Origin of the sequence: Ancylobacter sp. TS-1, assembly GCF_009223885.1 — a bacterium.
Classification (GTDB): domain Bacteria; phylum Pseudomonadota; class Alphaproteobacteria; order Rhizobiales; family Xanthobacteraceae; genus Ancylobacter.
The window spans coordinates 156,622-176,190 of sequence record NZ_CP045144.1; the positions used below are offsets into that span (position 1 = coordinate 156,622).

At 69.5% G+C, this 19,569-nt stretch carries 19 protein-coding genes; 6 read left to right on the plus strand and 13 right to left on the minus strand.

Annotated elements, in window-relative coordinates:
* Positions 1–62: 62 nt before the first annotated feature.
* From mgtE to GBB76_RS00830, 8 genes are all read right to left on the minus strand, one after another.
* On the minus strand, positions 63–1,442 hold the full coding sequence (gene mgtE / locus GBB76_RS00795) for a magnesium transporter (RefSeq protein ID WP_152301521.1): 1,380 nt from the start codon (positions 1,440–1,442) through the stop codon (positions 63–65).
* 216 nt (positions 1,443–1,658) lie between these two features.
* A complete protein-coding gene (locus tag GBB76_RS00800; protein WP_152301522.1) occupies positions 1,659–2,411 on the minus strand; it encodes a (5-formylfuran-3-yl)methyl phosphate synthase in 753 nt (250 codons plus the stop codon).
* Between the two features lie 13 nt (positions 2,412–2,424).
* The gene (locus GBB76_RS00805; RefSeq protein WP_152301523.1) at positions 2,425–2,991 is read right to left on the minus strand and encodes a DUF447 domain-containing protein; all 567 of its coding nucleotides are present in this window, start codon (positions 2,989–2,991) and stop codon (positions 2,425–2,427) included.
* The gene (locus tag GBB76_RS00810) at positions 2,988–4,463 is read right to left on the minus strand and encodes a DUF6513 domain-containing protein (protein WP_152301524.1); all 1,476 of its coding nucleotides are present in this window, start codon (positions 4,461–4,463) and stop codon (positions 2,988–2,990) included. The genes GBB76_RS00805 and GBB76_RS00810 overlap by 4 nt, the downstream gene beginning before the upstream one ends.
* Complete coding sequence (locus tag GBB76_RS00815; protein WP_152301525.1) at positions 4,456–5,022, minus strand: flavoprotein; 567 nt, start codon at positions 5,020–5,022, stop codon at positions 4,456–4,458. Before GBB76_RS00815 ends, GBB76_RS00810 begins: the two co-directional genes overlap by 8 nt.
* The gene (locus GBB76_RS00820; RefSeq protein ID WP_152301526.1) at positions 5,019–5,621 is read right to left on the minus strand and encodes an aspartate kinase; all 603 of its coding nucleotides are present in this window, start codon (positions 5,619–5,621) and stop codon (positions 5,019–5,021) included. Before GBB76_RS00820 ends, GBB76_RS00815 begins: the two co-directional genes overlap by 4 nt.
* A gap of 311 nt (positions 5,622–5,932) precedes the next feature.
* Positions 5,933–6,733, minus strand: a complete 801-nt coding sequence (locus tag GBB76_RS00825) for an RNA methyltransferase (RefSeq protein ID WP_152301527.1) — start codon at positions 6,731–6,733, stop codon at positions 5,933–5,935.
* Positions 6,734–6,869: 136 nt separating this feature from the next.
* On the minus strand, positions 6,870–8,690 hold the full coding sequence (locus tag GBB76_RS00830; protein ID WP_202911140.1) for an ABC-F family ATP-binding cassette domain-containing protein: 1,821 nt from the start codon (positions 8,688–8,690) through the stop codon (positions 6,870–6,872).
* 157 nt (positions 8,691–8,847) lie between these two features.
* Here GBB76_RS00830 and GBB76_RS00835 point away from each other — a divergent pair, with 157 nt between their 5' ends.
* The 6 genes from GBB76_RS00835 (at position 8,848) to GBB76_RS00860 (ending at position 13,748) form a co-directional block, all read left to right on the plus strand.
* The gene (locus GBB76_RS00835) at positions 8,848–9,090 is read left to right on the plus strand and encodes a type II toxin-antitoxin system Phd/YefM family antitoxin (protein WP_152301529.1); all 243 of its coding nucleotides are present in this window, start codon (positions 8,848–8,850) and stop codon (positions 9,088–9,090) included.
* Positions 9,087–9,500, plus strand: coding sequence for a type II toxin-antitoxin system VapC family toxin (locus GBB76_RS00840; protein ID WP_152301530.1), 414 nt, complete (start codon positions 9,087–9,089; stop codon positions 9,498–9,500). The genes GBB76_RS00835 and GBB76_RS00840 overlap by 4 nt, the downstream gene beginning before the upstream one ends.
* A 14-nt stretch (positions 9,501–9,514) precedes the next feature.
* A complete protein-coding gene (locus GBB76_RS00845; RefSeq protein WP_152301531.1) occupies positions 9,515–10,927 on the plus strand; it encodes an FAD-binding oxidoreductase in 1,413 nt (470 codons plus the stop codon).
* Between the two features lie 219 nt (positions 10,928–11,146).
* The gene (exbB, locus tag GBB76_RS00850; protein ID WP_152301532.1) at positions 11,147–12,280 is read left to right on the plus strand and encodes a tonB-system energizer ExbB; all 1,134 of its coding nucleotides are present in this window, start codon (positions 11,147–11,149) and stop codon (positions 12,278–12,280) included.
* Positions 12,281–12,339: 59 nt separating this feature from the next.
* Positions 12,340–12,882, plus strand: a complete 543-nt coding sequence (gene exbD / locus GBB76_RS00855; RefSeq protein ID WP_152301533.1) for a TonB system transport protein ExbD — start codon at positions 12,340–12,342, stop codon at positions 12,880–12,882.
* Complete coding sequence (locus GBB76_RS00860; RefSeq protein WP_152301534.1) at positions 12,879–13,748, plus strand: energy transducer TonB; 870 nt, start codon at positions 12,879–12,881, stop codon at positions 13,746–13,748. The genes exbD and GBB76_RS00860 overlap by 4 nt, the downstream gene beginning before the upstream one ends.
* Positions 13,749–13,769: 21 nt before the next feature.
* Here GBB76_RS00860 and GBB76_RS00865 read toward each other — a convergent pair whose 3' ends face one another.
* From GBB76_RS00865 to GBB76_RS00885, 5 genes are all read right to left on the minus strand, one after another.
* Positions 13,770–14,768: a dipeptide ABC transporter ATP-binding protein gene (locus GBB76_RS00865; protein ID WP_152301535.1), complete on the minus strand. Its 999-nt coding sequence runs from the start codon at positions 14,766–14,768 to the stop codon at positions 13,770–13,772.
* Complete coding sequence (locus tag GBB76_RS00870) at positions 14,765–15,754, minus strand: ABC transporter ATP-binding protein (protein WP_152301536.1); 990 nt, start codon at positions 15,752–15,754, stop codon at positions 14,765–14,767. Before GBB76_RS00870 ends, GBB76_RS00865 begins: the two co-directional genes overlap by 4 nt.
* Positions 15,754–16,728, minus strand: coding sequence for an ABC transporter permease subunit (locus tag GBB76_RS00875; protein WP_152301537.1), 975 nt, complete (start codon positions 16,726–16,728; stop codon positions 15,754–15,756). The genes GBB76_RS00870 and GBB76_RS00875 overlap by 1 nt, the downstream gene beginning before the upstream one ends.
* The gene (locus tag GBB76_RS00880) at positions 16,721–17,731 is read right to left on the minus strand and encodes an ABC transporter permease subunit (protein WP_152301538.1); all 1,011 of its coding nucleotides are present in this window, start codon (positions 17,729–17,731) and stop codon (positions 16,721–16,723) included. Before GBB76_RS00880 ends, GBB76_RS00875 begins: the two co-directional genes overlap by 8 nt.
* 185 nt (positions 17,732–17,916) lie before the next feature.
* Entirely contained in the window at positions 17,917–19,518 is a 1,602-nt protein-coding gene (locus GBB76_RS00885; protein WP_202911141.1) for an ABC transporter substrate-binding protein, read from the minus strand.
* Positions 19,519–19,569 lie beyond the last annotated feature (51 nt).

The following is a 19,569-nucleotide window of genomic DNA, read 5'->3' on the forward strand; positions in this document are numbered from 1 at the left end:
CAGGCGGGAAGGGGCGCGATCCCGGCTCGCGCTTCGCGCGGCCGGGATGACGTCGGTGAGGACTACAGCAGCGTGCCGTGCAGGATCAGCAGGGCGACGGAGAAGTAGATCACCAGACCCGTGACGTCGACGAAGGTGGCGACGAAGGGCGCCGAGGCGCTCGCGGGGTCGAAGCCGAGCCGGCGCAGCACGAAGGGCAGCATCGAGCCGATCAGCGAGCCGAAGGTGACGATGGCGACCAGCGTCGCTCCGATGGTCGCCGCCACCAGCACCCAGTGCTCGCCATAGTCGTGGAAGCCGGCGAGCTGCCAGACGGTGATGCGGGTGACGCCCAGCACGGCGAGGATCGAGCCGAGCACGAGGCCGGACGGCAGTTCGCGCAGGGCGACGCGCCACCAGTCCTTGAGCTTGATCTCCCCCAGCGCCAGCGCCCGGATGATCAGCGAGGTCGCCTGCGAGCCGGAATTGCCGCCCGAACTCATGATCAGCGGGATGAACAAAGTGAGCACGATGGCGCGCTCCAGCTCGTCCTCGAAATGCTGCATGGCGTTGGCGGTCAGCATCTCGCCGAGGAACAGGATGGAGAGCCAGCCGGCGCGCTTCTTGAGCATGTCGAAGAAGCCGATTTCCATATAGGGCTCGTCGAGCGCCTCCATGCCGCCGAATTTCTGCACGTCCTCGGTGTTCTCCTCGATGATCGCGTCGATCATGTCGTCGACGGTGACGATGCCGAGCACATGCTCGTTCTCGTCCACCACCGGCACGGCAAGGAGGTCGTATTTCGAGATCAGCCGGGCCACGTCCTCGCGGTCGGTGAGCGGGGAGGTGGTGATCGGGTCGTGCTTGGGCGCGGCGGAAAGGATCGGCTGGCCGGGCTCGCCGATGATGAGCCGGCGCAGCGTCACCGCCTTGAGCAGCTTGTGGGTGACGGGATCGAGCACGTAGATCGCGTAGATCGTCTCGCGCGTGCGCTCGGTCTCGCGGATGTGCCGCAGCGTCTCGCCCACCGTCCAGGTGGAGGGGACGGTAACGAACTCGGTGGTCATCAGGCTGCCGGCGGTATGCTCGGGCCAGGCCAGCAGCCGGTTCAGCTCGGCCTGCGTCTCGGGCGGCAGCCGCGCGAACAGATGCGAGCGGGCCGGCTCCTCCATCCAGCGGAACAGGTCGGCGGCGCGGTCGGCCGACATGTCGGAGACGAGGCGCACCGCTTCCTCGACCGGCAGAGCCTCGATGAGGTCGCTGGACAGGTCGAAATCGGTGAGGTCCAGCACCTCGACCTGCTGCTCGCGCGGCAGGCTGGCGAGGACGGCGGAGGCGACCTCCGGTTCTTCCTCGTCGAGGGCTTCGGCAATGTCGGCGGGGTGTTCCTCGGCGAGCTCGGCGGCGAGGGCAGCGGTGTCCACGACGTCGTCGTCGCGGCGGTCTTCCGTCCGTTCTTCCATTTCGGCTCTCTTTCCGCTGTCCGGCCTTCGGTGAGGCGGGCGCAGGGAGCCGAAACCCGGGTCAGTGCCGAGGCCGGCTCACGGCGCCGGCCGCCGCCGGCCGGACAATCGACTGGTACTGTCGCTGGGCATGGTTAGGGGATTCCGGTTGCGTCGCGGTGACACGCGACGGGCGGGGGAATGAACCTGTGGGAAGTTGGAGTCAACCCCGGCGCGTCAGGGCCGCGACTGGTCCGTCGGCTCGCGCAGGCGGGCATGAACCTGGCCGAGCCGGGCGGGGTCGAGGGTGCCGCTGCGCCCGCCCTCGCAGAGCGCGCCGCGAAAGCCGAGATAGTCGGCGCCGACGCCGACAAGCAGCGGGATATCGTCGAGCTTCAGCGAGCCGGCGAGGCCGGTGACGAGGCCGTGCCGGCGCGCCTCGGCGACGAACTGGCCGAGAGTGAGCGGGTCGAGATGTTCGATCAGCGAACCGGACCGCTTGTCCGCCGTGTCGATCATGACCCCAGCGAAGCCGGCGCGGCCGAGCGCCCCGACAATGGCGAAGTCCGGCTCCTGGTCGGCGAACAGCACGCCGATGAGGCGCGCGCGGCTGGCCAGCGGGGCCAGCGCCTCGATGCATTCATTGGTGTGCTTGGAGCTGAACAGCCCGACCTTGACGATCGGCACGCCGGTCTCCGCCACCCGCTCGGCGGCGGCGCGGATGAGCGCGGGCACCATGGGCTGGTCGCCGCAGGTGGCGCTCAGCGCCGGGCGGGCGGCCTCGCCGAGCTGGTCGCCCCACGCGTTCCACAGCATGACCGCGGCGGTCAGCGCGTCCGCGCTCCACGCGCCGAGCGCGCCGAAGGCGGGCTGCTTGAGATCGACGATATCGGCGCCGCCGGCGCGCGCCAGCTCCATCTCGCGCAGATCCGCGACGCTGGCGAGCAGGCCCGGCGGCAGCGACGAGGCGGTGTCGCGTAGCTGGCTCATGGCCGCGCCGCGCTCAGGAGGCCCGCCGGCGGCGATGCTCGGCGACGGCCTCGACCATCCAGCCCCACGCTTCCAGCTCATCCGGCCCGGCGGTCTTCTCCACCGCGATGGCGAGATAGGCCATCTCCTGGTCGACCTTCTCGTCCGGCAGCATATTGAGCCGGCTGACCAGCACGGCCGCCTCCAGCACGGCCGCCTTGGCGCGGTTCATGCCGTCGAAGCGGGTGTGGCCCTCGGAATGGTAGGTCTTGCAGAAGAATTTCGGCCGCTGCGGGTCGTCCTCGGCGCGCTCCACCGTCACCTCGTCATGCGAGAGCGCGTCGGCAAGGCGCGGGCAGTCGATATAGGTCGCCTTCTTCACATCCACATTGTACCGGCGCCCGACCACGCAACTGGCGAAGATGCGCACGTCGTCGGTGAAGTTGACCACGGCGATGCGGGTGGCCGCGAGGTTTTCCAGCGTGCGCGAGGGGCGGAAGGGCTGCAGCACATAGCCGCCCTCGATCACCGTCGCCCCCATCGGGGCGATATGCGGCTCGCCCTCGAGCGAGCGGGTGGTGACGATGGCTTCACGGATCACGGCGTCTCTCCGGCTTTCGCCTTGGCGGCTTTGGCCTTGGCAGCTTGGGCCTGCAACGTCGTGCCGGCCTCCTTGAATGTCAAACGATGGGCCGCTTCGGGGCTGCCGGCGATCTCGCCGGCCACGCCCCATTTGAGGCCCTCATCCTGGGCATAGCGCTTGCCGAGCCGATAGGCGATCTCCGCGCGGGCGGTTTCCACGCCGAGATAGAAGGCATGGCCGCCATCGTCCTCGACCTTGAGATGCGGAAACAGCGCGAAGGGATCGCCCGCCACATGGTGGCCGTCGCGGTTGTAGATGTGGATGCCGGCCTCGGTGACGTCGATGCGGAAATTGCGGTCGCGCACCTCGGCTGCCAGCCGCGCGATTTCCTCGGGCGAGGCGGCGTAGGGCTTGCGGTCGCGCAGCGCCATCAGCCCGCCGCCGAAGCCCTGCGGCAGCGCCCCGGCCTGCCGGGCGGCGAAATATTCGCGCCGGGCGCGGTCGAATTCGCGCACCGCCGTGCGGCAATGCGGGCTGACCTGCACGGCGAGCACAGCCTGTATGTGCAGTTCGGAAATGAGGCCCATGAGGATCGCGTTGATGCCGGTCGTGTCGGCATCGGTCAGCTCGGTGACGTTGCCGATGCCCATGAGGATCGGGATATCGGGGTAGCGCCGGCGCAGCTCCGAATAGCGCACCACGGACGCCGTGAAACCGTAATGGATGGGGTCGAGGATCGGATCGGCGAGGAAGGGCTGCCCGTCGGCGAGGCAGGCATCGACGGCGCGGCACAGGGACTCGAGGTCGCCCTGCGTCGCCGGCACGAGGACCGGCACCGCCGGTCCTTCCTTCGCGACATGCAGGTTGGTCTCGTTGAGGCTCAGCAGGAAATCCGCGCCGGCGCGGGTGGCGCGGGTCAGTTCCGCGAGATCGAAGCTGTCGACGCTGACCTTCAGCCCCTCGCCGTGCAGCGCGGCGATGGCCTCCTCCAGATGCGGGAAGGGGGTGTCGGGCAGGCAGCCGAGGTCGATGACGTCGGCGCCCTCGCCCTTGAGGAACAGCGCGCGGGCAATGAGCGCGTCGACATCCAGCACGGTGGCGTCGACGATCTCGGCGAAGATGGTCACGTCATGCTTCGACAGGTCCGTCGCCCGGCGCTTCTGACCGAAATAGTCGGGGATGTCGGCCACCTCGTCCGGGCCACGGGCGAAGGGCACGCCGAAGAAGCGCTCCAGCCGGTCGAGATCGCCACGGAAGCGGCCCGGCATCAGCACCCGGTCGGTGCCCTCCGGCAGCTTCAGCCGACGCTCGACGATCTCCGCCGTCATCAGCGCCGCGACCTTCACCCCGACATTGACCACCACCGGGTCGAGCGCCGCGTCGGCGATCTCGTCCGCGATTTTCGCAAGGCGCGGCTCGGCCAGCGAGCCGGTGACGAGGGCGATCCTCTCCGGCCTGCCGGGCGTGTCCGGGGACGGCTTGTCAGCCATCGACCGGGGCGGCCTTCTCCGCGAGATGCTGCCGGCGGGCGGCAATGGCGGCTTCGAGGTCCTCGATGGATTCGACGACCGTGGTGTCGTCGAACTCCTTGAGCTTCGCGGTGTTCTCGAGGTCGATGCGGCGCGGATAGACCGGCACCGGGCCCTTGGGCGCCATGGTGATCATCTCCGGCGCGGTGTCGCAGGCGAAGACGATGGCATGCACGCGGCACTTGCCGGCCTGCGCGAAGCAGTTCGTCACCAGCGTGTCGGAGATGCCGAACACCGCCTTCGCCACCGTGTTCGACGAGGCGGGCGAGACCACCAGCGTGTGGTAGAGCCCTTCATAGAAGCGCCCGACCGGCGCCGAGCTTGCCGTCGTCTCCTTGAAGATGCGCGTGCCTTCCGGCAGGTCCTGCTTGTACATGCGCAGCACCTCGTCGGCGGCCTTGGAGACGAACAGGTCCACCGCGTCGAGCGACTTTATCAGCACGATGGACTCGGTGAAGAAATGCCCCGAGCCGGTCAGCGCCCAGGCCCAGCGCGGATAGATGCCCTTGTTCGCGCTCATGCCGCGAGGCTCCCGTTGAGGCCGGCGAGCAGCGCCTCGGCCGTCGTCACCTCGGTTCGCGCCGTCGTCCGGCTGGCGAAGGCCGGGAACAGCGGGTCGACCAGCCCGGCGGCGGCCCAGCCGGCCGGCGCGGCGCCGGTGGCGGGGATGGACTTCACGAGGGTCAGCCGGGCGGCGCCGGTCTCCGCCGTGAGCCAGGCGGCGAGGCTGTCGGAGGTTAGTTCCCAGCTCTCGGGCAGATCAGGCGCGGCCAGAGCCATGCGGGCGGGCAGCCACAACGCGGCGCGGCCCTGCGCGTGGGCGGCGGCGATGGCGGCCAGTGTGTCGGCGAGCACGAGCCCGGGGGCGAGGTCGGCGAAGGCGTGCGCCGTCTGCTCCATGGCGAGGATCGCCATGCGGTGGCAGGCGGTGTCGGACAGGGAAAGGCGGGGCTGGAGATCGCGCACCGCGTCGGCCAGCGGCCCGCCGCCGGCGACCAGCACGAGTGGCGTGCCGCGTCGGGCGAGCGCGTCGAGCAGCTCCGGCAGGCGCGGATGGTCGACAAGGCTGCCGCCGAGCTTGACGATTTCAGGACGGCGGGAGGCGTGAAGGTCCGGCATGGCTCAATTTCCGTTCGGGGTGAGGCTACGCCAAACGCCGGGCCGCGCAAACCTGCGCAGCCCCGTTCTTCACGCCCCGGTCCTCGCCGCCGGATAGCACGAAATCCGCCGGTTCGACGGCGCGGCGCAAGGAAGCACGGCACAAAGAAAAAGGCCCGAGGCGAAGCCCCGGGCCTTGATGAGGTGACGATCAGTCAGACGGCTGCCCGCCTGTATGAAGTGCCCCGAGGATGCGCCTCGCCCGGTCGATTGTCGAGACGTGATTCGTTCCGATCACGCGCGCTTGACGCAGCACAGCCATGCCCCGCCGGTCAGGCGGCGAGGGCGTGGAGCGCGATACCGCTGGTCGTCGCCACGTTGAGCGAGTCGAATCCGGCGGTCATCGGGATGCGTACCGTGGTGGCGCGGGCGAGGATGTCGTCCGGCAGGCCCGGCCCTTCCGCGCCCAGCAGCAGCGCGGCGCGCCTTGGCCGGCGCACCTCGTTGAGCGTGACCGCGCCGGCCGGGCTCAGCGCCAGCAATTCGAAGCCGTGCGCCTTGAGCCGGTCGCACAGCGCGCCGGCCGATCCCTCGCGGGCGAAGGGCACGACGAGGCTGCCGCCGACCGAGACGCGGATCGCCTTGCGGTAGAGCGGATCGCAGGAGGCGAAGTCGAACAGCGCGGCATCCGCCCCGAAGGCGGCGGCGTTGCGCATGATGCCGCCGACATTGTCGTGATTGGCGATGCCGAGCGGGACGACGACCAGCGCCTCGTCCGGCAGGCTGGCCACCAGCTCCGCCATCGAAGGCAGGGCGCCGCGCAGCCCGACGCCAAGCAGGCCGCGATGGATGTGAAAGCCGGTGATGCCGTCGAGGATCGACTGCGAGGCGGTGTAGACTGGCAGGTCGTCGGGCGCCTGCGCCAGCAGCCCGGCCAGCGCCTCGACGCGGCTTTCCATCAGCAGCAGCGATTCCAGCGCGAAGCGGTTGCGCGGGGAGAGGGCGACGTCGAGCACCGTGCGCCCCTCGACGATGAACCGCCCGCCGCGCCCCACGAGGTCGCGTTCCTTGATCACGCGATAGGCGTCGATGCGGGGATCGTCGGGCGAGGCGAGGGGGATGAGGCGGGGCATGGCTAGAAAGACACGCCGGGCGTCATCCCGGACGGTCCGCAGGGCCGATCCGGGATCGCGGGCAGACTGGTGAGCGATCCCGGCGCTCCGCTTTGCGGCGGCCGGGATGACGCCCGGGAGCACGCGGCATGCCCACTCACGCCCCGATTTCCTCGCGCAGCATTTCCAGTTCCAGCCACTGCTCCTCTGCGGCGGCAAGCTCGGTCTGCACGCGGGTCAGTTCGGCCGTCGCCTTCTGGAAGCCGGCGGGGTCGCGCGCGTAGAAATTCGGCGTGTGCAGCGTGTTGTTGAGCCGCTTCACGTCGGATTCGAGCTGGGCGATCCGCTTGGGCAACTGCTCCAGCGCATGCTTCTCCTTGAAGGAGAGCTTGCGCCGGGAGGCCGACGAGCTTGCCGCCGGCGCTGCGGTAGCTGCGGGCTTCGCGGTCGGTGCGGAAGCGGCGGCCGCGGCCGCGCGCGCCTTCACGCCATGGCCGCGCTGGGCCACCATATCGGAATAGCCGCCAGCATAGACCTCCCAGTTGCCGTCGCCCTCATAGGCGATGGTGGCGGTCACCGTGCGGTCGAGGAAGTCGCGGTCGTGGCTGACCAGCAGCACCGTGCCGGCATAGTCGTCGATCATCTCTTCCAGAAGGTCGAGCGTCTCCAGGTCGAGGTCGTTGGTCGGCTCGTCCAGCACCATGAGGTTCGAGGCCTGCGCCAGCGCGCAGGCCAGCAGGAGCCGCCCGCGCTCGCCGCCGGAAAGCCGCGAGACGGCGGTGCCGGCCTGCTCCGGGGTGAACAGGAAGTCCTTCATATAGCCGATGACGTGGCGCGGATTGCCGCCGACGAACACCTGGTCGCCGCGCCCGTCGGTGAGCGTCTCGCGCACCGAGCGGTTGGGGTCGAGCGCGGCGCGGCGCTGGTCCAGCGTCGCCATCTCGATATTGGTGCCCATCTTGGCCTTGCCGCTATCGGGGGCGAGTTCCCCGGTCAGCATCTTCAGCAGTGTGGTCTTGCCGGCGCCGTTGGGGCCGACAATGCCGATGCGGTCGCCGCGCTGGATGCGGATGGAGAGGTCGCGCACGATGACGCGATCCCCGTAGGTCTTGGAGATGTGCTCCGCCTCCATCACCAGCTTGCCGGAGACTTCCGCCTCGGTGGCGGCCATGGTGACACTGCCCACTGCGCCGCGATGGTCGCGGAACTGGGCGCGCAGGGCGGCCAGCTCGCCGACGCGGCGGACATTTCGCTTGCGGCGCGCGGTGACGCCGTAGCGCATCCAGTGCTCTTCCGCGACGATCTTGCGGGCGAGCTTCTGCTGGTCGCGTTCTTCTTCCTCCAGCACCTGGTCGCGCCATTCCTCGAAGAAGGCGAAGCCGCGCTCCATGCGCTTGGTGCGGCCACGGTCGAGCCAGACGGTGGCGCGGGTGAGGTCCTGCAAGAAGCGGCGGTCATGGCTGATGAGCACGAGGGCCGAGCGCAGCGAGGCGATTTCCGCTTCCAGCCATTCGATGGCGGGCAGGTCCAGATGGTTGGTCGGCTCGTCGAGCAGCAGGATGTCGGGCTCGGGCGCCAGCACGCGGGCGAGCGCGGCGCGGCGGGCCTCGCCGCCGGAAAGGTTGGCCGGGTTCTCCTCGCCGGTGAGGCCGAGTTCGCTCAGCAGGTACTGCGCGCGGTACTCCGCATCGCCCGGCCCCATGCCGGCCTCGACATAGGCCAGCGTGGTCTCGAAGCCGGAAAGGTCCGGCTCCTGCGGGAGATAGCGCACCGTCGCGCCGGGCTGCACGAAGCGCGCGCCGCTGTCGGCCGCGACGAGGCCGGCGGCGATCTTGAGCAGGGTCGACTTGCCCGAGCCGTTGCGTCCGACGAGGCCGACGCGCTCGCCGGCGGAGACGGAAAGCTCCGCCCCCTCCAGCAGCGGCGTGCCGCCGAAGGTGAGTTTGGTGTCTTGCAGCAGAAGGAGAGGAGGCGCCATGGCGCGGGGATAGGGGGAAAGCCGCGCCGGGGCAAGGGGAGAGGCGGCAATGGAGCCATGTCCGCGATGAGCGTTGCGCCGATCTGGGGCGGTGATTGCTTGCCAAGGTGCCGCGATGATGTACATAAAACATGTACAGAAGCTAGGAGGCATGTTCATGAGCGCGAGGATCGTTCCGGCCGCCCAGTTCAAGGCCGAGTGCCTGCGCCTGATCGACGAGATGAACCAAACCGGCGAACCCGTGACCATTACCCGCAGGGGAAAGCCGGTGGCGGTGCTGAGCCCCATCCAGGCCTCGCCGGCGCGTTCGCTGATCGGCGCCTCTCGCGGGGTCGTCACCCGCTATGACTCCCCGTTCGAACCCGCGGCGGATGCCGGCGACTGGGCGGTCAATTCGTGATCGTCCTCGACACGCATGTGCTGATCTGGGCGCTGGACGACGACGTGCGCCTCGGCGGGCGGGCGCGCGCCGCGATCGAGCAGGCGAGCGAGGCCGGGAGCGTGTTCGTTTCCGCCGTCACACCGTGGGAGATCGCGCTGCTGGTGCAGAAGGGCCGGCTGGCGCTGGCCGACAATGTCGGCGCGTGGCTGGAGACGGTGCTGTCGCTTCCTTCTCTCCGGCTGGCGGCGCTGGAGCCCGGCATCGCCGTGGACAGCGTGCGCCTGCCCGGTACGCTGCACGCTGACCCGGCAGACCGGATCATCATCGCGACGGCGCGGCATCTGGGCTCGCCCCTGCTCACCGCCGACCGCGCCATTCTCGACTATGGTGGTGCCGGCCACGTTCGTGTCATCGACGCTTCCCGCTAGTTTCAGGGTTCTTCATGTCCGCCCTCTCCCCCCTGCTCGCCACACTCGCCCAGCGCATCGGCGCCGCCCATGTGCTGACCGATCCGGCCGACATGGCGCCCTATCTGCGCGAGGAGCGCGGGCTCTATCAGGGCATGACACCCGCCGTGCTGCGACCGGGTACGACGGAGGAGGTCGCCTTCGTCGTCGAGACCTGCGCGCAAGCGGGCGTCGCCATCGTGCCGCAGAGCGGCAATACCGGGCTGGTGGGCGGGCAGATGCCGTTCGGCGAGGTGCTGGTGTCGCTGGCCCGGCTGGACCGCGTGCGTCAGGTCGATCCGGTCGACATGACGATGACAGTGGAGGCCGGCTGCATCCTCGACCGGGCGCATGAGGCGGCGGAGGCGGTGGGCTGCCTGTTCCCGCTGCACATCGCCTCGCAGGGTTCCTGCCGCATCGGCGGCAACCTCTCCACCAATGCCGGCGGCACCGCCGTGCTGCGCTATGGCAACGCCAGGGATCTCGTGCTCGGCCTGGAAGTCGTGCTGGCCGACGGGCGGGTGTGGAACGGACTCAAGCGCCTGCGTAAGAACAATGCCGGCTACGACCTCAAGCAGCTCTTCCTCGGCACCGAGGGCACGCTCGGCCTCATCACCGCCGCCGTGCTGAAGCTGTTTCCCGCGCCGGCCCAGCGCACCACCGCCTTTCTCGCGGTGCCCGATCCGGCGGCCGCGCTCGCCTTGCTGGCGCGCCTGCGCGGCGAGGCCGGCGACGCGCTGACCACCTTCGAGCTGATGGCGGCCTTCGGGGTCGAGACGGTGCTCCGGCACATGCCCGGCACGGTGCGCCCCTTCCGCGACACCCATGACTGGTACGTGCTGGTCGAGCTGAGCGCGCCCACGCGCGCCTTCGACCTTGCCGCTCTGCTGGAAGAGGGGCTCGGCGCGGCGATGGAGGCCGGCGAGGTGCTGGACGCGGTGATCGCCACGTCCGGGGCGCAGGCGGCCAATATGTGGCGGCTGCGCGAGGACATGTCGGAGGCGCAGAAGCACGAGGGCGGCTCGATCAAGCACGACGTGTCAGTGCCGGTGTCGCGCGTGCCCGAATTCCTCGCGCGGGCGCTGCCGGCGGTGGTGGCGGCGCTGCCGGGGTTGCGGCCGTGCCCGTTCGGCCATGTCGGCGACGGCAACATCCATTTCAACCTGAGCCAGCCGGTCGGCATGGAGAAGGCCGCCTTCATCGCCATGTGGGAGACCTTCAACCGCATCGTCCATGACATCGTGACCGACATGGACGGCTCCATCGCCGCCGAGCACGGCATCGGCATTCTCAAGCGCGAGGAACTGGCCCATTACGCCGATCCGGTTGCGCTCGACCTGATGCACAGGATGAAACTCGCGCTCGATCCCGCCGGAACGCTCAATCCGGGTAAGGTGATCGGTACATAGTCGACAATAATTACCTGTCTGGAATGATGATAAACTAGATTTCGCGAGCGTATTCGTTGTTTTGAAGCGTTCTACATTTGCGAATTCTGGCTTTTTCATATTGTCGAGCGCGTATCGTCGGGTCTATGGAAGCCGGTAACTGACGGGCCAGCCGGCGATGCATCCGCCTCACGGATGCGGGAGAGGGGCGAGGCCGTCCGGAAATTCGGAAGAGCCGACATGCTGACATCCCGCCCGACCTTGCCGCATCGCCGCCGCCTGAGCGTGTTGATGGTGCTCGCCACGCTGGTCGTGGCGGTGGCGGGCAAACCGGCGCTGGCGCAGCAGGCGGCGACGGGCGTCGCGCCCGCCCCGGCGGCTGGGGTGCCTGCAACAACTGTCCCGGCGGCCACGGCGCCGGCCGTCGCGGCCCCCGCCGTGGCGACGCCTGCCGCTGCGACCGCCCAGCCCTCGGCTGCCCCCGCTCCTGTCCAGAGCGCGCCTGTCACGCAGCCGGCGCCGCCCGCCGGCACGGTTGCACCGGCCGCGACCGACGGTCTCGTGCCGCCGTCCGGCGCTGCTGAAGCCGGCGCCATTCCCGCCGCGCCGGCGGTTGCGGCCGACCCCCACCATCTGCAGGAGGGCGAGGATCCCTCCGTCGCGGCCCAGCTTCCGCACGACCTGTCCCCGTGGGGCATGTTCATGGCGGCGGACTGGGTGGTGAAGGCGGTGATGATCGGCCTCGCCTTCGCCTCGGTGGTGACGTGGACGGTCTGGCTGGTCAAGTCGGTGGAGCTTCTGTTCGCCCGGGGCCGGCTGCGTCGCGCGGTGGCGGGCTATCTCTCCAGCGCCTCGCTGGAGGAGGCGCGCCGGGTCGCGCCGCGCGGGCCGGCCGGCGCCATGCTGCGCGCCACCGATCTCGAACTCCAGCGCTCCGGCGACCTGCCGGCCGAGGGTATCAAGGAGCGCGTGTCGATCTCGCTCGGGCGCATCGAGGTGGCGGCAGGGCGCGCCATCACCCGGGGCACCGGCCTGCTCGCCACCATCGGCGCCACCGCGCCCTTCGTCGGCCTGTTCGGCACGGTGTGGGGCATCATGAATTCGTTCATCGGCATCTCGAAGGCGCAGACCACCAATCTCGCCGTGGTGGCGCCGGGCATCGCGGAGGCGCTGCTCGCCACCGCCATCGGCCTCGTCGCGGCCATTCCCGCCGTGGTGATCTACAACCACTTCTCGCGGCAGGTGTCGGGCTATCGCGTGCTGATGGGCGACGCCTCGGCCGAGGTGCTGCGCCTGCTCTCGCGCGACCTCGACCGGCGCGACGCCCGGCGCGGCCGCCCGGAGCCCCAGCGGCTGCGTGCCGCGGCGGAGTGAGCGGCAGGAGCCTGGGGCCTGAGCATTCGGGCCCCTTCGAGCGGGCGGGGGAATGATCCATGGGCGTGAAGCTCCAGAGCACCGACAGCGACGATCTCGTCGAGAACCACGAAATCAACGTCACGCCGTTCATCGACGTGATCCTGGTGCTGCTCATCATCTTCATGGTGGCGGCGCCGCTGTCGACGGTCGACGTCGCGGTGGACCTGCCGGCTTCGAACGCACAGGTGCAGCCGCGCCCGGACAAGCCGGTCTACCTGACCGTGAAGAGCGACCTTGTTCTCGCCCTCGGCAATGAGGACGTCGCCCGTGCCAGCCTCGGCGCCACGCTCGACCGCACCACCGAGACCAAGCGCGATACCCGCATCTTCCTGCGCGCCGACAAGAGCGTGGATTATGGCGAGCTGATGGAGGTGATGAACCTGCTGCGCGCGGCCGGCTACCTCAAGATCGCGCTGGTGGGGCTGGAAATGGCCGGCCAGCCGGCGCCCGCGCCCGGAGTTGCGGCTCCCGCAGCGCCTGGGACGCCCGCGCCTGGCACGCCGGCGCCGGCCCTGACGGCGCCCGTCCCCGCTCCCGCCGCCGGAACGCCGGCCCCATGAGCCTGCTGCTGCTCAAAGCGGGGCGGGGCCACAGGCTGCGCGAAGCGGCGGCCTGGGCGGTCTGCGGCATCGTGGTGCTCGCGGTGCATGGCGGCGCGCTCGCCTACATGCTGTCCCCGCCGCCCCTCGTCGCGGCCGAGGAACCGGCGGCGATCATGATCGAGCTTGCCGAGATGCCTGTGGCTCCCGAGGCCGAGCCGGTGGACCTGCCGCCCGGCCCGCAAATGGTCGAGGCGCCGGAGAAGATCGAGGAAGAGGTGCCGCCGGACCCGCTGGCCAAGGAGGAGGACGTGCCCCCGCCCGAGCCGCTGCCCGAGCAGGAGCCCATCCCCGAGGTCGCCGAGTCCCCCGCGCCGGACATTGAGGTGCCGCTGCCTCCGCCGCCTCCGCTCGCCTCCGAGCTGACGCCGCCGGAGAAGAAGCCCGATCCGCCCAAGGAGCGCCCGAAGCCGAAGCCCAAGCCGAAGGAGCGCGAGAAGAGCGAGAAGCCGCCCGCGCCGCGCACGACGGCCGCGCCCTCGCTGAATGCCACGGCGTCTGATCGCATCGCCGCGCCGAGCGCCGGCGCCTCGACCGCCAACAGCCGGGCGCCGGCCAACTGGCGCTCGCGGCTGATGGCGCATCTGAACCGGCACAAGCGCTACCCGGCCGGCGAAAGCGGGCAGGGCAGGGCGCGGGTGGCGTTCACGATCAATCGCTCGGGGCAGGTGCTCGCGGCGCGGCTGGCCGGCTCGTCGGGCAATGCGAATTTCGACGCGGAAGCGGTGGCCATGGTGCGCCGCGCCTCGCCGGTGCCGCCGCCGCCGGCCGAGGTGCCGGGCGGGACGATCTCCTTCACCGTGCCGGTGCTGTTCAGCCTGCGCTGAGCCGCGCCGGCGCCGGGCGGGTCAGTTGCCGTCGGCGACCCAGCAGGCGACGAGTTGCGCGCCCTTGCGCTCCAGCGGCGGCATTTCGACCCGGCAGCGCTCCTGCACCAGCGGGCAGCGCGGGTTGAACGGGCATCCCTTCGGCGGGTTGAACGGTGAGGGCAGTTCGCCCTCCAGCACGATGCGCTCCTTCTTCGCCTCGGGGTCGGCGATCGGCGTCGCCGAGAGCAGGGCGCGCGTATAGGGGTGCTTGGGAGCGTCGAAGATGGCGTCACGCGGGCCATGCTCGACCGCGCTGCCGAGATACATCACCATCACCTCGTCGGCCATGTGCCGCACCACGCCGAGGTCGTGCGACACGAACACATAGGCGACGCCGAGCTGTTCCTGCAGTTCGACCAGCAGGTTCAGCACCTGCGCGCGCACCGACACGTCGAGCGCCGAGACCGGCTCGTCCAGCACCAGTATCTTCGGACGCAGCACCAGCGCCCGGGCGATGGCGATGCGCTGGCGCTGGCCGCCGGAGAACATGTGCGGGTAGCGCCCGTGGTGCTCGGGCCGCAGGCCGACGCGCGCCATCATGTCGAGCGCGCGCGCGCGCCGCTCGGCGGCGGAGAGCGTCGTGTTGACCAGCAGCGGCTCCTCGATCGCCTTGCCGACCGTCTGGCGCGGGTTGAGCGAGCCGTAGGGGTTCTGGAACACCATCTGCACTTCGCCGCGGTAGCGGCGCAGCGTGCGCGCATCCGCCTCCGCCACGTCCACCTCGTCGAGCCGCAGCGAGCCCGCGCCGGGCCGCTCGATCATGGTGAGCATGCGGGCGAGGGTGGATTTGCCGGAACCGGATTCGCCGACCACGGCCAGCGTCGAGCGCGGCGCCAGCCGGAAGCTGATGCCGGCGACCGCCTTCACCGTCGCCGACGGCGCGAACAGGCCGCGCGAGACTTCGTAGCTCTGGGCGAGGTCGACCGCTTCCATCACGGCCGCGTCGGCCGATGCCTCTGCGGGAAAGGCCGGGTTCATGCCGCGAACTCCCGATGCTGAGGCACGCCGTCGACGAGCGGCGTGTGGCAGAGGGCGAAGCCCAGCTCGGCGCTCGCGCGCGGGGGCGGCACGGTGCGGCAGGTCTCGGTGGCGAAGCGGCAGCGCGGCGAGAACAGGCAGCCGCGCGGGCGATCCGCCAGCCCCGGCACGACGCCGGGAATGGAGGGCAGCAGGCGCCCATGTGCGCGCTCCGGCAGCGCCGCCAGCAGCGCCGCCGTGTAGGGGTGGTGCGGATCGCGGAACAGGCCGCGCGTGGTCTGCATCTCGATCTGCTGGCCAGCATACTGCACGCAGACGCGCCGAGAGGTCTCCGCCACCACGCCCATGTCATGGGTGATCAGCACGAGGCCGACGCCGCTGTCCTTCTGCAACCGCAGCAGCAGGTCGAGGATCTGCGCCTGGATGGTCACGTCGAGCGCGGTGGTCGGCTCGTCGGCAATGATCAGCTTGGGGCGGCAGGCGAGCGCCATGGCGATCATCACGCGCTGGCTCATGCCGCCGGAAAGCTGGTGCGGGAAGGCTTTCAGCCGGCGTTCGGGCTCGGGAATGCCGACCAGCTCCAGCAGTTCGACCGCGCGCGCCTGCCGTCCGGCGCGGGAGAGGTCGAGATGGGCGGCCATCGCCTCGCGGATCTGGAAGCCGACCGTGAAGCACGGGTTGAGGCTCGACATCGGCTCCTGGAAGATCATGGCGAGGTCGCGCCCGACGATGCGCCGCCGCTCGCGCGCGCCGAGCGCCAGCAGGTCGCGGCCGTCGAATTCGAGCCGGTCGGCGGAGACCTTCGCGGTCCATGGCAGCAGGCCCATGACCGCCAGCATGGCGACCGACTTGCCGGAACCGGATTCGCCGACGACGGCGACCAGTTCGCCGGCCTCCACGTCGAGATTCACCCCGTCCACGGCGCGGAACGGGCCGCGCGCGGTGGTGAAGGTGACGGAGAGATTGCGGATGGAGAGCAGGGGCATCAGCTCCTCCTCAGCTTCGGGTCAAGGGCGTCGCGCAGGCCGTCGCCCATCAGGTTGATGGCGACCACGGTGACGAGGATGGCGAGACCGGGCAGCGTCACGATCCACGGGGCCGAGCGGATGAACTCGCGGGCATCGGCCAGCATGGCGCCCCATTCCGGGGTTGGCGGCTGCGCGCCGAGGCCGAGGAAGCCGAGCGCGGCGGCCTCGAGGATGGCGTCGGAAATGCCGAGGGCCGCTTGCACGATGAGGGGAGCGAGGCAGTTCGGCAGCACGGTGACGAACATCAGCCGCAGCCTGCCGACGCCCGCCACCTGCGCGGCGATGACGTATTCCTTGGACAACTCGGCGATGGCGGCGGCGCGCACGAGGCGCACATAGCGCGGCAGGTAGACCACCGTCACCGCGACGATGGTGTTGACGAGGCTGGGGCCGAGCACCGCCACGACGAGGATGGCGAGCACCAGGCTCGGGATCGCCACCACCACGTCCATGATGCGCATGACCACCACTTCGACGATGCCGCGCAGGAAGGCGCTGGCGAGGCCGAGCACGATGCCGAGCGCCACCGAGACCACCATCACCGACAGGCCGATGCCGAGCGAGATGCGCGCGCCGTAGATCAGGCGCGAGAGCACGTCGCGGCCCACCGCGTCGGTGCCGAAGGGGAAGCTCCAGTTGCCGCCGGCCCAGACCGGGGGCAGCAGCACGCTCTGGCGGAACTGCTCGGTCGGCGAATGCGGGGCGACCCACGGCGCGAACAGCGCCAGCAGGGCGATGAACACGACGATGGCGAGGCCCAGCACGGCGCCGCGATTCTCGCTGAAGGCCGACCAGAAGGCCCTGAGCGAGGAGGGTTCCTCGCCCACCGGCTCGGCGGCCGCGATGGCACTGAGGCTGGCCCCGGCGGCGCCGGGCACGAGGCGCTCGGGCGCGGTCGGGATCGGATCGTCGATGGCGTTTTCCTCAGCCATGCCGGATCCTCGGATTGATCGCGACATAGAGCGTGTCGACGATGAGGTTGACGAGGATGACGATGGCCGAGATCAGCATGATGCCGCCCTGGAGCGCCGGATAATCGCGGCGGGCGATGGATTCGATCAGCCATTTGCCGACGCCGGGCCAGGCGAAGATGGTCTCGGTCAGCACCGCGCCGGCCAGCAGCGTGCCGGTCTGCAGCCCCACCACCGTCACGACAGGGATCAGCGCGTTGCGCAGCGCGTGCAGGCCGACCACGCGCAGCGGCGACAGGCCCTTGGCGCGCGCCGTGCGCACATAGTCCTCGCCCAGAACTTCCAGCATGGACGAGCGCGTCATGCGCGCGATCACCGCCAGCGGAATGGTGCCGAGCACGATGGAAGGCAGGATGAGATGGGCCACCGCCGCGCCGAACGCGCCCTCCTGGCCGGAGAGCACGCTGTCGATCAGCATGAAGCCCGTCACCGGCTCGAAATAGTAGTTGATGAGGTCCATGCGGCCGGAGACCGGGGTCAGGCCCAGATACTCCGAGATGAACATGATGAGCAGCAGGCCCCACCAGAAGATCGGCATCGAATAGCCGGCCAGCGCCACCGTCATCACCGAATGGTCGATGATGGAGCCGCGCTTGACCGCCGCCAGCACGCCGGCCGGGATGCCGAGCACGATGGCGAAGACCAGCGCGCAGAAGGCCAGTTCCAGCGTCGCCGGGAACAGGATCAGGAATTCCTTCAGCACCGGCGTCTTGGTGACGATGGAGACGCCGAAATCGCCGTGCAGCAGGCCATAGGCGTAGTCGAGGAACTGCTGCCACATCGGCTGGTCGAGGCCCAGGTCGTGGCGCAGTTGGGCGAGGCGCTCGGGCGCGATGCCGCGCTCGCCGGTGCGCGCCTCGATCGGATCGCCGGGCACCAGGCGCACGGCGACGAAGGTGACGAACATCAGCGCCACGAAAGTCGGCACCGTTAGCGCGACGCGGCGGAGAATGAGTTTCAGCATATGTGGGGCGTACCCATGGGTCGTGCCTGATCCCTGCAAAGCAGCCGTCATCCCGGACACCGCTTAGCGGTGATCCGGGATCGCGAGACGGAGATGCGCTTCAATCGGGATGCGATCCCGGATCGCGGCAGGGCCGCGTCCGGGATGACAGTCAATCCGGGGGACGACGCCCCCGGCGGGCCCGATCACTTCAGCTCGACGCCATAGAACTCGTGGCGGCCGAACGGGCTGACCTTGTAGTCGACGACTTCCTTGCGGGTCGGCTCGTAGACCACCGAATGGGCGATGGTGAACCAGGGCGCCTCTTCCTTGAAGATGACCTGCGCCTGCTCGTAGAGCTTGGTCCGCTCGGCGAGATCCGAACTGGTGCGCGCCTTGGAGATCAGGTCGTCGAACTCCTTGTTGCACCACTTGGCGAGGTTCTGCCCGCCCTTGCGGGCGGCGGGGCAGCCGAGCAGGAAGAAGAAGTTGTCCGGGTCGCCATTGTCGCCGGTCCAGCCGAGCTGGCCGGTCATGTGTTCGCCTTCCTGCATGCGCTTGCGGTACTCGCCCCACTCATAGGAGACCAGCTTGGCGTTGACGCCGAGCTTGGCGAGGTCCGACTGCATCATCTCGGCGATGCGCTTGGCGTTCGGGTTGTAGGGACGCTGCACCGGCATCCACCACAGGTCGATGTCGAGCGGGGTTTGGACCCCGGCTGCCGCGAGCATGGCCTTGGCCTTCTCGGGGTCGTAGGCGTAGTCCTTCACGTCCTTGTTGTAGGACCAGATGGTCGGCGGGATCGGGTTGATCGCGCCCTGGCCGGCGCCCTGATAGACGTCCTTGATGATCGCCGCCTTGTCGATCGCCATGTTGAAGGCCTGGCGGACCTCCTTCTTGTCGAAGGGCGGCTTCTCGACGTTGAAGGCCCAGTAGGCGATGTTCAGGCCCGGCTGCGAGAGCAGGTTGACGGCGGGATCGGTCTTCATGCCGGCGATGTCGGCCGGGTTCGGCGCGATCATCACATGGCACTCGCCCTTCTTCAGCTTGGCATAGCGGGCGGTCGGGTCGGGGGTGATGGCGAAGACGAGGTTGTCGATCTTGGCCGGGCCCTCGAAATAGGCGGGGAACGCCTTGTACCGGATCACCGCGTCCTTCTGGTAGTTCACGAAGGAGAACGGGCCGGTGCCGACCGGAATCTGGTCGAACTGCTCGGGCGTGCCCTTCTTGAGCAGGAAGTCGGCATATTCCTTCGAGTGGATGGTGGCGAAGTCCATGGCGAGGTTCGCCAGCATGGGCGCGTTCGGCTCCTTCAGCACGAACTTCACCGTGTGGTCGTCGACCTTGTCGATGGAGACCAGCAGGTCCGGCAAGCCCATGTCGTTGAAGTAGTCATACGCGCCGCCCGTGACCTTGTGGTACGGGTTGTCGGTCTTCCACATGCGGTTGAAGCTGAAGATCACGTCGTCGGCGTTGAAGTCGCGGCTCGGCGTGAAGCCGTTCACGCCGGAGTGGAACTTCACCCCCTTGCGCAGCTTGAAGGTCAGCTCCTTGCCGTCGTCGCTGACAGTCCAGCTTTCCGCGAGGCCGGGAACGACCTTGGTGCTGCCCCGCTCGAACTCGACCAGCTGGTTGTAGGCCGGGCGGGCGGCGTCGAAGCTGGTGCCCGTCGTGTTCAGCGCCGGCGTGAAGTTCTCGGGGCTGCCCTCCGAGCAATAGACAAGCGTCTTGGCGGCATAGGCCGGAGCCGCCGCGAACGCCGTGAGCAGGGCGGCCGCGATGGCCGCTTTGGGAGTGATGACCGGCATTGTAGTTCCCCTCTTGAAGGACGGCATGGTTCGCGATCCGTTGTTCCCGGA